This window comes from Vibrio algarum, assembly GCF_028204155.1.
GTDB lineage: Bacteria > Pseudomonadota > Gammaproteobacteria > Enterobacterales > Vibrionaceae > Vibrio > Vibrio algarum.
The window spans coordinates 1,504,929-1,521,525 of sequence record NZ_JAQLOI010000003.1; the positions used below are offsets into that span (position 1 = coordinate 1,504,929).

Annotated in this window: 14 protein-coding genes; 4 read left to right on the forward strand and 10 right to left on the reverse strand. The window is 41.4% G+C overall.

Annotation, left to right across the window (positions count from 1 at the left end):
- Positions 1-4 precede the first annotated feature (4 nt).
- A complete protein-coding gene (locus tag PGX00_RS22165) occupies positions 5-235 on the forward strand; it encodes a DUF2909 domain-containing protein (RefSeq protein ID WP_272140657.1) in 231 nt (76 codons plus the stop codon).
- A 74-nt stretch (positions 236-309) separates the two neighbouring features.
- Here PGX00_RS22165 and PGX00_RS22170 read toward each other — a convergent pair whose 3' ends face one another.
- From PGX00_RS22170 to coxB, 4 genes are read right to left on the reverse strand one after another with little or no spacing between them, the layout of a single operon-like run.
- Positions 310-1,209, reverse strand: coding sequence for a cytochrome c oxidase subunit 3 (locus PGX00_RS22170; protein WP_272140659.1), 900 nt, complete (start codon positions 1,207-1,209; stop codon positions 310-312).
- Positions 1,206-1,847, reverse strand: coding sequence for a cytochrome c oxidase assembly protein (locus PGX00_RS22175; RefSeq protein WP_272140661.1), 642 nt, complete (start codon positions 1,845-1,847; stop codon positions 1,206-1,208). The genes PGX00_RS22170 and PGX00_RS22175 overlap by 4 nt, the downstream gene beginning before the upstream one ends.
- Before the next feature lie 9 nt (positions 1,848-1,856).
- Complete coding sequence (ctaD, locus tag PGX00_RS22180; RefSeq protein ID WP_272140663.1) at positions 1,857-3,512, reverse strand: cytochrome c oxidase subunit I; 1,656 nt, start codon at positions 3,510-3,512, stop codon at positions 1,857-1,859.
- On the reverse strand, positions 3,509-4,669 hold the full coding sequence (coxB, locus tag PGX00_RS22185) for a cytochrome c oxidase subunit II (protein ID WP_272140992.1): 1,161 nt from the start codon (positions 4,667-4,669) through the stop codon (positions 3,509-3,511). The genes ctaD and coxB overlap by 4 nt, the downstream gene beginning before the upstream one ends.
- A gap of 612 nt (positions 4,670-5,281) precedes the next feature.
- Here coxB and PGX00_RS22190 point away from each other — a divergent pair.
- On the forward strand, positions 5,282-6,079 hold the full coding sequence (locus PGX00_RS22190; protein ID WP_272140665.1) for a DUF2189 domain-containing protein: 798 nt from the start codon (positions 5,282-5,284) through the stop codon (positions 6,077-6,079).
- Between the two features lie 355 nt (positions 6,080-6,434).
- Here the strand turns inward: PGX00_RS22190 and PGX00_RS22195 are convergent, their stop codons facing one another.
- From PGX00_RS22195 to PGX00_RS22205, 3 genes are all read right to left on the reverse strand, one after another.
- Positions 6,435-8,054, reverse strand: coding sequence for an adhesin (locus tag PGX00_RS22195; RefSeq protein ID WP_272140667.1), 1,620 nt, complete (start codon positions 8,052-8,054; stop codon positions 6,435-6,437).
- 252 nt (positions 8,055-8,306) lie between these two features.
- Positions 8,307-8,573 carry a YdcH family protein gene (locus tag PGX00_RS22200; RefSeq protein WP_272140669.1) on the reverse strand — a complete coding sequence of 89 codons (267 nt, stop codon included), beginning with the start codon at positions 8,571-8,573 and terminating at the stop codon, positions 8,307-8,309.
- A gap of 322 nt (positions 8,574-8,895) precedes the next feature.
- Positions 8,896-9,690 (reverse strand): sulfite exporter TauE/SafE family protein, encoded by a 795-nt coding sequence (locus PGX00_RS22205; protein WP_272140671.1) that lies wholly within the window; start codon positions 9,688-9,690, stop codon positions 8,896-8,898.
- 177 nt (positions 9,691-9,867) lie between these two features.
- Here PGX00_RS22205 and PGX00_RS22210 point away from each other — a divergent pair, with 177 nt between their 5' ends.
- The gene (locus tag PGX00_RS22210; RefSeq protein WP_272140673.1) at positions 9,868-10,506 is read left to right on the forward strand and encodes a Crp/Fnr family transcriptional regulator; all 639 of its coding nucleotides are present in this window, start codon (positions 9,868-9,870) and stop codon (positions 10,504-10,506) included.
- 6 nt (positions 10,507-10,512) lie between these two features.
- Here PGX00_RS22210 and PGX00_RS22215 read toward each other — a convergent pair whose 3' ends face one another.
- The 3 genes from PGX00_RS22215 to PGX00_RS22225 form a co-directional block, all read right to left on the reverse strand.
- Entirely contained in the window at positions 10,513-11,841 is a 1,329-nt protein-coding gene (locus PGX00_RS22215) for an anaerobic sulfatase maturase (RefSeq protein WP_272140675.1), read from the reverse strand.
- A gap of 142 nt (positions 11,842-11,983) precedes the next feature.
- Complete coding sequence (locus PGX00_RS22220; protein WP_272140677.1) at positions 11,984-13,588, reverse strand: sulfatase-like hydrolase/transferase; 1,605 nt, start codon at positions 13,586-13,588, stop codon at positions 11,984-11,986.
- A 90-nt stretch (positions 13,589-13,678) separates the two neighbouring features.
- Positions 13,679-15,463 (reverse strand): solute:sodium symporter family transporter, encoded by a 1,785-nt coding sequence (locus PGX00_RS22225; RefSeq protein ID WP_272140679.1) that lies wholly within the window; start codon positions 15,461-15,463, stop codon positions 13,679-13,681.
- A gap of 239 nt (positions 15,464-15,702) precedes the next feature.
- Between PGX00_RS22225 and PGX00_RS22230 the strand changes: the two genes are divergently transcribed.
- A complete protein-coding gene (locus PGX00_RS22230; protein ID WP_272140681.1) occupies positions 15,703-16,596 on the forward strand; it encodes a helix-turn-helix transcriptional regulator in 894 nt (297 codons plus the stop codon).
- The last annotated feature ends 1 nt before the right edge of the window (position 16,597 follow it).

Consider the following 16,597-nt stretch of genomic DNA (forward strand, 5'->3'; position numbering starts at 1 on the left):
GCTTATGACTTTGTTACTTAAACTTACTCTAGTGGTGATGCTGTTTTTCATCATATTTAACCTTGCACGCGCCCTTTTCAATATGGTGAGAGAGCCCTCTTCGGCAGAGGGTAAAAACAAGCGTCCGATGAGTCATTATTTAGGACGCCGACTGCTCTTTTCGGCTTTAGTGGTGGTACTGCTAATTGTCGCCTTATCGTCTGGATTAATTGAGCCTAACTCTCGTCCGTACTAGCGGTTCCCCCTAAATCAGATGCCAAAACATCGCTCTCAGTTTTGGTTTTCCTTCTCTTTTTTGGCTCTCGCTCGTTATAAAACATAAACAAACACAAATAGGCATAGCCAAACTACATCGACAAAATGCCAGTACCAACTGCCGGCCTGAAAAGCAAAGTGGTTATCTGGAGTAAAGTGGTTGTAGGCTATTCGCGCCAGTAAAACCGTAAGGAATATAGTGCCAAGCAGTACATGCAAACCGTGAAATCCGGTTAACATAAAGAAGGTGTTACCGTAAATACCCGATTGCAACGTTAATCCCATCTCTTGGTAGGCGTGTACATACTCTTCTACCTGATAAAAGAGAAACAGACCCGCTAGGATGATGGTGATCTCCAACCAAAATACTAATGCGGTTCGGTGGTTCTTCTCTAAGCTGATGTGGGCAAAGTGCAAGGTGATAGAGGAAGTAAGTAAAATAATGGTATTGGTTAACGGTAAACCTTGCCACGGCATCGCCTCCGTAGTTACCCCTGAAGGCGTCAACGTAAGCGGCCAAATTGCTTCAAAAGCGGGCCACAATACTTCGTGTGTCATGGCGTTGTTGTCTGCACCAGCTAGCCAAGGCACCGCTATCATACGAGCGTAGAATAGAGCGCCAAAAAACGCGGCAAAGAACATGATCTCAGAGAAGATAAACCAACTCATCCCCTGCTTAAATGAGCGATTTATCTGCTCTGAATACAGGCCAGATAGAGACTCAGTAATCACATTTCGAAACCAGCCTACCAACATATACAGCAAGACGATCACACCGATAGAGAGTATCCATTTGCCAACAACACTACTTGCGCCACTGCTCCCCATATTCTGCACTGTAACGCCTGCGCCTACGGCAATTAAGAATAGTGCAACAGCACCAACAATAGGCCAGTTGCTTTGGGCTGGTACGTAATAAGAGGGGAGATTTGAATGCTCTGTATTCACGCTCATTCTATGCTCCTTAACGTCGCATTGGTTAATGTAATGGGGGAACTCGATGTTGATGTTTGCTTTTCGCTAATATCAAAAAGGGTGTAAGAAAGCGTTAAGGTGTGAATAGAGTCGGGAATATTTGGCTCTATATAAAACATCAATGCTAACTCGGTACTTTCTCCCGCTTTTAGTGGCTGTTTACTAAAGCAGAAACACTCCATTTTATTGAAGTAACTGGCCGCCATACCGGGAGAGACTGAAGGTACAGCTTGGCCCACCAAGTCTTGTCGCGAAAGGTTAGTGGCGTAATAAACCGTCTGTATTACCTCGCCGGGGTGAACAGTCATCACGCTGTTGGCTGGCTTTAGTTGCCAAGGCATGTTGGGAGGAATGTGTGCCATCAGTTCTACGCTGATAGTGCGAGATATATCTACTTGCATCCCTACGGGCTGCACCGCTGCAACATCGCTGGTTTTACCGTTAATGCCCAGAGCTTCACACATCACATCGTAAAGAGGCACAAGGGCGTAGCCAAAACCAAACATTGCGACGGTTGCCATCACCAATTTTATGGTTAGTGTTCTGTTCTTTTGTTCGCCTTTGCTTTGCTTGCTGCTTGGCTTGCTATTTGGAGACGTATTATTTGAAGTCGTCATAGCTGCAACCTAATCTACTTTAGGTGGTTGTTCAAAAGTGTGGTGAGGCGCTGGGCTTGGCACTGTCCACTCAAGTCCTTCGGCTCTATCCCACGGTTTGGCTGGCGCTTTTTCACCCCCTCGAATGCACTTTATCACTACCCATAAAAACAGCAGTTGAGAAATACCAAAGGCGAAACCACCAATAGAGACCACCTGATTTACATCGGCAAATTGGATGGCGTAGTCAGGAATTCGCCTTGGCATCCCTGCCAGACCAAGAAAGTGCATTGGGAAAAATAGAATGTTGACCGAGATAACCGAGGTCCAGAAGTGCCATAAACTTAAGGTTTGGCTGTACATGTTACCCGTCCATTTCGGCAGCCAGTAATAGGCGGCGGCCATAATGGAAAATACTGCACCAGAGACCAGAACATAATGGAAGTGGGCAACAACAAAATAGGTGTCGTGATACTGAAAATCGGCGGGAACAATGGCGAGCATTAACCCAGATAAACCACCAATGGTAAACAGTACAATAAAGGCGATAGCAAACAGCATGGGCGTCTCGAAGGTGAGAGCACCTCGCCACATGGTCGCAACCCAGTTAAACACTTTTACACCGGTAGGAACGGATATAAGCATGGTGCAGTACATAAAGAACAGTTCGGCAAACACGGGCATACCGGTGGTAAACATGTGGTGAGCCCATACTAAAAAGGAGAGCAGCGCAATGCTGACGGTGGCGTACACCATTGAGTGATAACCAAACAATTTTTTGCCCGAGAAGGCCGGAATAATGGCCGACATAATGCCAAAGGAGGGCAATATCATGATGTACACTTCTGGGTGACCAAAGAACCAGAATATATGCTGGAACATAACAGGGTCGCCTCCGCCAGCAGCGTCAAAAAAGCTGGTGCCAAAGTATTTATCTGTCAGCACCATGGTGACCGCGCCTGCTAAAACGGGCATTACGGCGATAAGTAAAAATGCGGTGATAAGCCATGTCCAAACAAACATGGGCATTTTCATTAGTGTCATACCTGGTGCACGCATATTAAATATGGTGACGATGACGTTGATCGCCCCCATGATGGAGCTAATGCCCATAATATGAACGGAAAAAACAAACAGCGCGGTACTGTCAGGTCCGTAAGTTGTCGAGAGTGGTGCGTAAAAGGTCCAACCAAAATTTGGTCCGCCACCTTCGGTGAAGAGAGAGGCAAGCAAAATAAGAAAGGCGAAAGGCAGTATCCAGAAACTTAAGTTGTTCATGCGTGGGAGAGCCATATCTGGCGCGCCAATCATCATAGGAATCATCCAGTTTGCTAGGCCAGTAAAGGCTGGCATAACGGCACCAAACACCATGATTAAACCATGCACCGTGGTCATCTGGTTAAAGAACTCAGGATCAACAAGTTGCAACCCCGGTTGAAACAGCTCTGCGCGAATGATCATCGCCATTGCGCCACCAATAAAGAACATGGCGAGACTAAACAGCAAGTAAAGGGTGCCTATATCTTTGTGGTTGGTGGAGTATACCCAGCGCACCCAACCGGTAGGTGCATTATGATCATGAGACTCGTTTTCTGTACTGTTTGTGGTGTCGTTGATGCTTCCTGTCACGGCGGATTGGGACTCTACAGGTGACATCTTCTTGTGGTCCTCGGTTGAAGGTCTCATAGTTTGTCCTCCGAGCTGCTTACCGCTTCTTCACCTGACTCCACGGATGCGTTTATAAAGTTGTTTATGTCTGATGCTTGAATCACGTCACCGGTATCGTTGCCCCAAGCATTACGCTGGTAGGTGATGACTGCTGCAAGCTCTTGTTGCGTCATTTGGTTAACAAACGCCTGCATGGCGGTTCCCGGTCGGCCATTGACCACTGTGTCCATATGAAGGGAGACCTCTCCCGTTGCCACTTTGTTTCCCTTAATCGCTGGGAAGACGCTAGGAATCCCTAATCCGGTAGCTTGGTGACATACTGCACAACGATCTAGGTAAGCTTGCTCACCTATGGTCATTAGTTCATCCAGGGACATGCTGCTGGTGAGCGCCAGTTCTGCCTTGGCTTTCTCTTCTGCTATCTGTTGTTTTTTGTCCACTAACCACTGTTGGTAGTTCTCTTCTGTCATGGCGTGAACCACTATCGGCATAAAGCCGTGGGCGCGTCCGCACAGTTCAGCGCATTGGCCGCGGTAAATTCCGGGTTTGTCGATTTTTGTCCACGCTTCGTTAATAAAGCCGGGAATAGTATCTTTCTTCACAGCAAAATCAGGCACCCACCAAGAGTGGATCACATCATCAGAGGTGAGTAAAAATCGGATTTTTTTGTTGATGGGGAGTACCAAAGGGTTATCAACTTCAAGCAGGTAGTTTTCACCTTTCTCTTCGTCTCCTTCTATCTGCTCAACGGCGGTGCTGAGCAAGCTTAAAAATTCTATCTCTTCACCAAAATAGTGGTAGTGCCATTTCCATTGTGATCCGGTCACTTTTATCGTGATATCGGATTTGCTTGTGTCTTCCATCGCCACTAAGGTTTTGGTGGCGGGGATCGCCATTGCGATAAGAATGATGACGGGGATGACTGTCCAAATTATTTCTACCTTGGTGCTTTCATGAAATTTGGCGGCGACTGCCCCTTTGGATTTTCGGTGATGAATGATGGAGTAGAACATAATGCCAAAGACCACTGCCGCGATGGCGCAGCAGATGTAGAAAATGAGCATGTGGAGCTCATAAACCTCTTCACTAATTCGAGTGACACCCTGCGTTAAGTTGTACTCCGTTGCCGCATTCGCAACAGAGCTCAATTGTAAAAATATAGCGCAGCTGACCAGTGTTCGTAGAATCGAAAAACGATGCACACGATCTCTCCCTGATATGTTGCAATATAAACCTAAGTGCGTTTCTACCTTAAGTGAGGTATCCACTTTAAGTTCTCTTGCATCCTTAAGTTCTACTACATAAAGCAAACTGAGTTACGTTGACCAAGTTAGCCTGATTAGTGACTTTGACGTAGTCACACATTACAGTTAATTGTTATCCATTTGTTAACAAAAGGCTAGACGCTGATCTATAGATGTTCAAGAATTAACAGTTTTATTAAGTAAAAAGTGCTTTTGTTGAATAAGTTTTGTAAATAAGACTTTGGTATAAGATATTGTTTTGTATGAATTACACCCAATAAAAAAGCTTAATGACGTTTTGCATAAGAAATAGTGGGTTTGCAAATGTTATGTAACTGATCAATAGTTAACGATATGTTAAAGCTTGATATGTGGCCGCGAGAAGCTAAGCTGTGAGACAAACAGTAGCAATAGGGTAGGCTGTGTACATGTGTTTGACTAAATGTGATGCATCGCTTTATGAAAGTGTAGTTTAGGCTAGGCATCGAATTTCAAGCGCATCGGTAATGGGTGCGATTAACGAGAATCGATCAAGGAGGATGTATGCCGCGTACAATGAATCCCTCGGACATGCATGACAAAAAGAAAGAGGTGCCGAACAGCCAATATGCTCGCACCATTCCATGTAACCAACTAAGTGTCTCTGCTCCTTTTCATTGGCTATCTTTAGGCTTACACGACTTAATACGAATGCCAATAATCAGTGCGTTTTATGGTCTCTGTTTTATGGCGGCGGCAATTAGTATCGTGCTGCTTATTCAGTGGCAAGGCACCCATTTGGTGGTGATGCCAGCACTGGTGGTTTATATGCTTATTGGACCGTTTCTTGCGCTCGGTCTATATGATGCAAGTTGGGAGAGAGAACAAGGTAAAGATGCCAGTCTATGGCACTCAATGAAAGCCATAGGTAGAAACTCTACATCGCAGTGGGCGTTTGTGGTGTTACTCACTGTTGCCATGATATTTTGGATGCGTATCGCAGCGCTATTGCACGTTTTTTACCCTTCTGTTCAGGGTGCCCCGTTAGGTGATTTTCTTCCATTCTTAGTTATAGGCACCATTGTTGGTGCCGTTATCGCGGCGATTATATTCTCTATCTCTGCCTTTTCTATTCCGCTAATGATGGAAAAAAATGTGGATATGATGAGCGCTGTGTTCACCAGCTTTAACGCGGTTAAATCCAATATTCCCGCGATGATAGTTTGGGCGGCGATTATAAGCGGCGGTATCTTAATTGGTTTTGCCACCTACGGGGTGGGGATGTTAGTTACCATGCCAATATTGGGATACGGCACATGGCATGCGTATCATGCGACGATCAAACGAGAGGAAGATATTTAGAGTGGCTTAAGCTTGAAATAGTAAAGAATGTTGCTGAATACAAAATAGGGCTTAGTAATGACATACTAAGCCCTTTATAAGTTTATCTTCACAGACCTGATGTCATATGTAGGCTGTAAAATAGTCCTCGTCCTATTAAGGTACTGTCAAGTTAACCAAAGCTATGGCAGTATTTTCATTTGAGTATATATCACCATATTTAACACAAGGCCGATTAGTAACTGGTCTGGCCGTTACTGACAAAAAGCCTCAATAATTAAACAATGAATTATTGAGGCTTTTTGTGTTCAACAATGTCGAAAGTTAAAGTCGAATAGGGTAGCGAGAACCTTAATGTTACCTTCCGTAAACTATCTTATTCAATACAGGTGAACGTTGCCTCTACTAAGGTATCCTCTGTATTCCCATCTGCATCCGTTACCATGGAAGCTAAAATAGCATTATCTTGTCCTTTAATTCTTACGAAATGGCTTTCTTTTACTGATTCACTCACTTGCCATATTAAAGTTCCTGATGAATCAATGTTCCATGTGACGCTGCTCGTACTCTCTGGATTAGTATAAACGACTGTACCTGCTCCATTAGATGCCAATTGTAGAGAAAAATTATTGTATGGTATGTTTTCACCATCATTGGTTGTTGTTACCACAAACGCACAACTGTCATAATCGTCTCTGAAATTATAAAAGTCATCGGAACGCGTGACTGATATGTTAGCTAAATCACCCAGTAAGAGGGTGGAATCTGAACCGTCAAGCACATTCACTTCTGTAGTGGTAGAGAAGCGTCCAATCCGAGCGAAGCTAAAGGAACCTTCGTCTTGATCGAAAAAGTTTAAGTCTCCCCATGGGTGAACAGTTATTGTTTCCCCGTCTTGATCAGAACTCTCATCATCATTGTAAAGCCCACCTTGACCATCAGAATCAACACTTGCACTTAGCACAGCAAACTGTCCTGTGTCGTCTAGATTGTAGGTTCCAAATTCTCCAGAATAAGCTTGTGGTGATTCATCGGAGTAGTACTCCTGGTTATTGGTATGTGCTATTACATATTCAGTACCTGAGATGAACGAAAGAATATTCCAATTATCATCGCCTTGTTCATACATGCTCCAGCCACCGATTAATGAATTATCATCATTAGTAACACGTGTAAAAGTGAATTCTCCTTCCTGCGGCACCGTAAAGGTAAGATTGTCTTGGTTAACTGAGATATTCGCATCGGCAGATAGATCAGATAGACCGCCTGTAGAATCAGACTGACCAATTATATTTACAAGAAAGCTACCATCATTGAGATCCCACGTATAGGTACCATACTCTACGGAGCCAGATTCTTGATCGCCATCATCACTGTGTTCATGAATTATAATATAGTGGCTTTCATCGATGAAGGTCAGGATGTTTCGCTTGTTTTCTCCTTCAGATAATATCCAAGAACCAAGTAAAGTACTCTGGAAGTGAGCTTGTGCATCCGCTTCGCTAATAATGGTTAAGCCTAAATTTGATAGTGTACCGGCGACATCTGTATCAAAACTATCAGACGTGAGATCTAAACCACTAACGTTAGCAAATGCAGCAGTGGTTTCTGCGTCGATAGTGATGCCATTTTCTGGGTTACCATCACTATCTAATGTTTGTAATATTTGCAATATATTGGTCTGCGTAGTTGATTCATCACTCATATCCATAGGCGTAACTATTCCGCTAGCTAAGACTGGCGGAAACGCTAAACCGTTAATAAAGAAGGTGACCGTTTCGCCATCAACATAATCGTACTCACCAAGCTCGTTGGTTGTACCTTCTTTTGTTTCGGTTCGATATGAAATTCCACCTACAGGGCTGTCGACAAACACCCCAGTTAAAGTTGCGCTGCTTTCTGAATCATTGTTGTCACTACTATCACCGCTACTATCACTGCCGCCACAACCAATTAATATACTCGCTAATGTAAGCGCTAAAAATGAGGTTTTCATAAGTTTCGATTCCATGTTTAGACATTTCATAAGGTATAGAATCATGAGTATGTAATAGTAAAATTCGTCATTCATCACCCAAATGGGTGATGAATGACGAATTTAGAAGTAGAAATAGCGTCAGATCAATGAATTGGGGATATTGGACTTGTCGATCGTGATGTTCGACTCATATATTTAATGGTTCTATCCAACCTATCAAAATCATTTTTTGCAGATTTTTACTAACTAAATAGCAAAAGCTTAATTTATTTAGTCAGCGTTATTGCTTTCCTGCGTGTGATGTTTGGTTAATTGAACATAGAGAATGTCTTTTAATTCCATTCGTTGAACCTTCAAAGCGTGCATATTGTCATCATCAATGGGGCTGCCTGAAATCTCGAGTTGGCGGATATCGTAATCCAGTTCGTGGTATTTCTGAAGGTCGGCTTTGAATGTCGGGTCATCGTGGTTTAGTTGAACAATGTCCAATTTAAGATCAGGGAAATCTAAGATAAAGGCATGATTTTCGTTTAGCATAGGCAATCTCTCTTCAGTCAAATTCACCTTTAGTATAAAAGTAATTTTCAGAAAGAAATGTGGTTTAAAACGCAAACTTATGGCTTAAATCTCAAACTTTTAAAACCTTGTGCGGCAATCGTGAAAGAGGCGTACATTGCTTGCGTGAAATTTTGGCTACTTAGGTGCTTTAGAGTATTTAAGAAAGAATTATGTAGTCATCACGTTAATAGGCATTTCCCTCGCTGGGCCAGCCCCAATTCGTAGTTCTTGTGCTTGGTTATTATTAGATAGGAGTGAGATGAATAAAATAAAAACTCATTTTTTAAAATAATATATGACCTCATCGAAATAAAAGCATGCCTAGAGATAGAAATAATATCGCTAAAGTTAAAATGTATATATGTTGATCTTTTGCACCTTTTATTAACTTCATCGCTATGGGTACACCTATAAACGCTCCGGCAGACATTAAAATGGCTGTTGTTATATCACTCTGACCTCCGAGACTATAATTTAAGGCGGTTAAAGTTGATAAAATCAGTGCCATTACTAAAGATGAGCCTATGGATTTTTTTATTCCAACGCCAAGTAGTGTGTTAAAAGCAGGTAACAGCATAATGCCACCCCCAACACCAGTAGAACCAATCACGGTGCCACAAGTTACCCCTGCAGACAATGCCACTTTATTTGAATGGTCACGACTAGCATTTTGCTGAGTACATCGTCTGTATTTGTTATAAATGGAATACATTGATAGAAGCATAATGCCAACAATGACGACTTCAACAGTTTGATTGATAGCCGTTGATAAAGACGGAATACTATAGAGATGGATGATGAATTCTGTGGTTAGAAGCGTTGCTGGTATTGCACCTATTAACATCCATCGAAGGGCCTTCCAATCTACATTTCCTGCTGCAATATGTGAAATGCCAGCATTCGCTTTTACTATTGAAGATATAATGCTTGCAGTCCCAACGGCCATAATAGTTTGCATACCAAATATAACCTGGAGTATTGGAATAATTAATACACCACCACCGACCCCAGTTAATCCAAGGCATAATCCGATCAATGCTCCTAATGCTATCTTCATAAAACTTTCGATGGTAAGTAAAACTAATATCTGTTCCATTTGATCTCCGTCTATTATTAGTAAGAACAAGCTATTTAGTGGTTGTTTATTGATCCATAATAAATAGGTACTTATGTTAGATAGTTAATCTAACGTTATTTTATCTACGCGTAAGTTTATCGATTATGTCCTGCGACATAATCAAATAGTAATTTTAAGTAACTGTGAAAGTGACACATGACTATTGAATTAGAAACAGTTGTTAAGCAGCTCAGTATTAATACTAAGGTTCACCAAGACAGCTATGAAAAAAACCAACTTATTTATCGTGCAAATGAAGGTGCGAGCGGTTTTTATTTATTGCGTAGTGGTATGGTTGGACTGTATAAAAATACTGAAGCAGGTAAAGAGCACTTGATCAGAGTGTATGGTAAAGGCGAATTTTTTGGGTATCGCTCTTTATTCAGCCAAGAACCGTACCACCTTACTACGCGGTCTTTGACTCCAAGCAATGTTAGCCATTTTCATGTGTGTCGCATCGAAGAGCTTTACTTGAATACCCCTGAGTTACTAAATTTTTTAGTTAAATCAGTTTGTAGGGAGTTAGGTGAGGCGGAAAGTCGACTTTCTAATATAGCGGGGTTTGGAGCAAAGGTACGTGTATTAGATTCTATCGTTGATCTATTTGGCCGCTTTGCCGATTATCCGTGGACCGCTAGAGAGATTGCTGAACATTCAGGTACCGAAACACAAACAGTTATTCGTTTTTGTAGGTTACTAAAAGATAATGGTCTTTTAGACCCTAAAATCCGAGGAATAGCGCCAATAAATCTACACGACTTAACGCTATTTCGAACCGAACTGGTGAATAGGTGAATTTTTCTATTTAGCACAACATTGTTTAAATTTTTTATTTGAACCGCATGGGCACGGTTGATTCCGACCTACGTTTATATTTGCGGTAGCCGATTGGTTGGTTTTCAGTACATGTTGATGTACTAGCCACATAATTTCATTTGCTTGTCGCCCCGTTTCTATTAAATCACGCATTGTTGCCATATAAGGAGCGGTATGTTTAAAGAAATGTAGGTATCCATCGCACAGATAATTATGGTTAGGTTCGCCACTCTCTGAGGAAATAAACCTCTGCTTTGGACAACCACCATGGCAGGCAAATCGAAATTTACAGGTTTTACATTCTGGTGTTAAACGCGTAATTTTAGCTTGGCCGAATGCGATCGCTTGTTCACTTTGATTCATCTCTTTGATAGTAATTTCATGAATATTACCAAGTTTATATTCTGGGTAAACATAGTGATCGCAACTATACAGATCTCCATTAGCTTCTAGTGCTAAGGCACTTCCGCAAGTCGGAGAAAATATACAAACCCCACCGGGTTGTTTACACCAGTTCGCAAGCGTTGTGTCGAATGTTTGGACAAATATATTGCTTACGTCTTTTCTTACCCATTCGTCAAAAATTTGGTTGAGAAACTCACCATATTGCCAAGCAGGAACAGACCAATTTGTCACGCTAGACGTTAAGGTAGAATCTGGATGAACGAGGGTCAACTCACCAGGTTCTGATTGGTTAGATTGTTGTTCAACTAAAGGGATGAACTGTATATATTTAGAACCGATTTCTTTTAGAAAATGATAGACCTTTAATGGATGTTTTGCATTTATGTTGTTCACAACCGTGAGTGTGTTAAAGGCCACATCGTGTTTTATAAATAACCTAACAGCTAGCATCACTTTATCATGTGTAGCCTTACCGGAGCGAGTAACACGATAGGCATCATGAAGATCCGCAGGCCCGTCGATAGATAAGCCGACTAAGAAGTTATTCTGTTTAAAAAACTCACACCATTCGTCATTGATAAGAATACCATTGGTTTGAAAGGCGTGATGAACATTCTTATTGCCTTTATGCTTTTGCGCGAACTTAACCGCTTTTTGGTAAAATGAAATACCCAGTAACGTTGGTTCGCCGCCTTGCCATGCGATATCAACATCGGGACCTTGCTGTGCATCAATCTGCTGTTTTACGAATAGCTCTAAGGTTTCATCGTTCATCTTCCAGTTTTCATTTCTTTCGGGGTAGAGTTTCTCCTTTTCTAAATAGAAACAGTATTTACAATCTAGATTACATACAAAACCAGAAGGTTTTGCCATCACGTGACAGCCAGTCGGTAGGTTTTGATTGCTCATTTTTTTCTATTAGAATCCTTTAAACGAATAGATAGGAGAAGAGTGTCGATGGATAAATAAAAGAGCCAGTATATGTATACTTCAATTAAGTAAGATAAAGCCAGTATTTTTTAACCAGCTTTAATCAAACTGACTTAAAGAACTATAGATTTGTGGGCTTTAGCATTTGCATATCTTGATTATGCTGCAGCGGCAATTTTTCCATATTGTGTAATCTATATGATGCCCAGTAACCTGCCCAACGAGGGTCAGTACTGAAAATTTCAGCGCCTTTTTCAATTACAATTTGTCGCACATCGCGGTAGTCATCACAGTCGAAAAGGTTGATTTGATTGTCGATGTCGAGATCATAAAGCTCTTGATATCCGGTGGAAGTATTATACCCATAGAACCAACGACGTCCTTCAATTTCTAACTGAAAACCGGCACCAAGGTTCATACCTACATGCATGCCTATTTGGTATACTTGTGTAAGTGGTTTTCGCTCTTCGCCTTGTGTTATAGGTAGCAGGTTACATCCTTCCATCTGTGCTGGCGTTGCTATCCCGGCAGTATTTAGTATGGTAGGAGCAATGTCTAACGCCGATACCAACTCATCACTTTGATTAAAGGACGATTGCTGGGACTGCGGTGGTTTTACATATAAGGGGATTGAGAATATATCAGGTTGAAAATAAACGCCTTTATCGGCCATTCCCATTCGACCATTCATGTCTCCATGGTCTGCTGAAAATATAATTAAACTCTCTTGCCAAAGACCAGATGATTTCAAGTAATCGATAAGCTTTCCTATGCCATAATCAACGACTTCAACTTGTAGCAAGTGTCCTGCGATATAATCAACTAATGTAATTTGATCGTATATGCCCCAATATTTTCTATATAGTTTATATATAGGGTTGTTAGGTAGATCTTCGCATTCCATCAAGCGTTCAAAGCTGTCAGGAATGGTTACCGCTTGTTTAATCTCTTGATAACGTTTTTCAAAACCCGCAGGGATCGAGTAGGGTTGATGTGGGTCGAAAAAATCCAGCTGACTGAAAATTGGTTTAGTCGGATTTTGTCGTTTTGCAGCTTTTAACTGTCGAATAGTCAGATCGGCTAAAAATGTAGAATAATGGGCTTCTACAGGGAATGGCTGACCATCTTCTTGTTCGAGCCATCCACCAAACGAATTACCAACATTTATCATATCCGATTGCAATCCGTGCAACTCCCGCTTATAAACAGGCGGTAAAACCCCCATGGAATCTATATAGTCGAGGTATCTGTCGTCATCTAGAACTGGTGGCCCCCAACGATCCCATGCATGTACATTTTCACCAAAAGTTTCGATGAACTTTGCTACGCCTACATGGCATTTACCTGCATGTTTAAGAAGGTAACCTTCAGATTTAAGATAATCTTGGAAAATAATGTCGTTTGTTTCAAGGTCAACTTGTGAGCCACAAGGTGCACGCTCTCCATTGGTTAAATAAGGAGGGTGCTGCCCGGTAAATAATGCGGCTCGGGCTGGACCACACAAAGGGCTTGTAGTGAATGCACGGTTAAATTTAGTCCCTTCGTTAGCTATCTGGTCTAGATTTGGTGTACGAATCACCGTTGAGAGTTCTCGCGCTGCGCTATAACAATCGGGGGAGATCATGTCTACAGTGATTAAGAAGATGTTGGGCTTAGTCGCGACATCAAAGGTCTGATAAGCGCCTTGACGTGTTTTCCTATTTAGGAATTTATTATCCCCAGTCATAAGAGTGTCCTCACTGGATAGTTGCTAATTGAAGCCTGAATCTAAGCCGAAAATCGTACGGCTAAAAAAGTAGAGACAGGCTTGTATTATTTATTGATTTTCTGCCAAAGAAGAAATCTGTGGAGCTGTTTTCGTCAACCAGATTTTGCGTGCAGCGAAGCAGAAAACAGCAAATAGAGCTAATACCATGAGAACTTTAGTAAAGCTCCCAGTGTCACCTAAAATACCGATGTTAGAAAAGACGGTATAAAGCAGTGCCAATAAGCCAATCACGGTCCAGCTGGCGTGCTGTACATACTTCCATTCTTTTACTTCTACCTGCTCGGTGTATGTCTGTTCGAATGCACTTTCCATTGGTTTTAAATAACGAACAACCATCATGATAGAAACCATCCATAAGAAGTTAAGTCCGACTACGTGAAGCCAATGAAGCTTAACAAATCCTAGATCATCCTTAAGCACGAAGTGAGCGATGTAGAAACTCGCCATTCCAATAGGAAGTGCTATATACGCTGCCAGCGGTGGTGTACGTTTGGAAACGATACCCACAAGGATTACGGTAAGAATTGGTACATTAATAACTGCCATGATAGTACGCATTAATGTATACAAACCATCAGCTTGAGCGATAAGTGGAGCGATACAAACACAGATTGCGATGGTAATTGCCCCAAATATCTTACCGACACGAACCGTTTGCATGTCCGAAGCAGTTTTATTAATTATGCCTTTATAGATATCAAGACTGACAAGGGTAGATAAGCTGTTTACACCACTATTAAAAGAACTCATAACAGCACCAAACAAAACAGCACCAAAGAATCCGGTTAACCAGGTAGGAAGAACCTCACGAACCAAAGTAGGATAAGCCATGTCTTTAGCTAATATTTCTAACCCTTCTGGTGAAATACCTTTTACTGGAACAGAAATCATGCCACGTTGGTGCATGTGCCATGCAATTATGCCCGGCAATACAAGCATCATGACGCCAAATACTTTCATTATCGCAGCAGCAAGGACACCTTTTTGACCTTCTGCTAGGTTTTTTGCACCTAATGCGCGCTGAACGATAGCTTGGTTTGTACACCAATAAAAAAGGTTAATGAGTAAGATACCGGAGAATAATGTATGCCATGGGATAGCGGCACCTTCTGATACACCTGCTGCTTGCATTCTCTCTGGGGCTTCGGAAACAACGATATTGAAGCCTTCTACCATGCTGCCATCACCGAGTTGAGTAAGCGCAAGGATTGGAACCAAGAAACCACCAAACAACAAGCCAACGCCGTTTACAGTATCAGAAACCGCTACCGCTTTAAGTCCACCAAACACGGCGTATAGACCACCCATAATGCCAAGGCTAATCACCATGATCCACATAGCGGAATTCTCAGAAACACCAAGTACTTCAGAAACATTGAAAAGCTTACCGAGTGTTATAGCACCAGCATAAAGCACGAAAGGTAGGAAACCGATAACTATGGCATAAATAAATATAAACGAAGCGACACTTCTCATGCGTTTGCCATATCTAGCTTCTAAAAATTGTGGGACGGTAGCAATACCACCTCGCAAAAACCTTGGAAGGAAAACAACAGCAAGTACAATCATCGTTACAGCAGCAACGGTTTCCCATGCCATAACGCTCGCACCTTTTGCAAAGGCGTTACCGTTAAGTCCTGTTAATTGTTCTGCAGAAATATTGGTAAGAAAAAGCGAACCTGCAATAACAAACCAAGGTAGACTTCGACCCGCTAAAAAGTAACCAGTTGTTTCGTTTAAATTTTCTTCTTTAGTAACTTTGTATGATATCAAGGCTACTAACAGTGTAAATATAATAAATGAGCCGATGGCAATCATAATATTATTCTCCATTTATTAAGCACTTTTTTATCCTGTTATAGGTGCTTTTGTTAGGGTAATTAAGGTAGGGTTGATGTTCTAGTGATTAAATTTAAACTTGTTACCTCTTATCATTATTCATTGATAATAATGAGATACATCACGTTATTGGCATTTTAATAATGGCTTTCAATCACTGTGCGTCTAGTATTGGCCAGAACAATCAATATGTAGATGTAGTTAACGAACTGATTCATGTATAAAACGAAACTATGAAGAATAATCCTTTAGTAATTCGAAAAAGTGTGAGCTGTACAGGTATTACGATACGTTCATATTGGGATGTCAATGCTGACAAAGCCTATCAGAATGTTTGGCCAAGAGATCGTAAACTTCCCTATGCGGACAATACGTTGGTTGTGGTCTACACAGAAAGTGGGCAAGGTGTCATAAATGTAAAAAACGCAGACAGCATTCACATACGAGGTAATAGCTTAATTTTTCTCGACCCACAGTCAATATCAAGCTATGGCTGTACTGGTTTAGCATGGAAGTTATATTGGATTGAGATATTTATTGAAGAAGAAGCAAGAAAGCATATTCCTTTTAATAGTATTATTAATATTGAAAATAGAGTGCATTACGAATTGCAGTTAGAAGAATTAAAAAAACAATTAAATTATAATGAAACTTACCACAATGCTTACGCTGCGGCGATATTCACTAAGGTTTTCTATGAGTGGTTAGTTAATGCAAATTTCAAAGATAAGACTCCACAACAAAAGGTGATTGATACTGTGGTGGATGAGATGTATCACCGTATTTCTGAAAACTGGACTGTGAAGGAAATGGCTACTTTTGTCGGTTGTAGTGAACAGCATATGCGCAAACTTTTTACTAAACAAACAGGCAAGTCACCAAAAGAGTATTACATGACAATTAAGCTTGAGATTGCACATACCTTACTAAAAAAAGGGACGCACAATATTACTCAACTTGCCTATGAGCTCGCTTTCACCGATGCGTTTCATCTAAGTAAAGCCTTCAAAAAAATTTGGTATTTCTCCCTCAGAGGTCATTCCACATCAAACGAATGTTGCTACCAACTTGTTAGAATAAAAAATGCACTCATTAGAGTGCATTTTCAGTATCACATATGTCATTGAG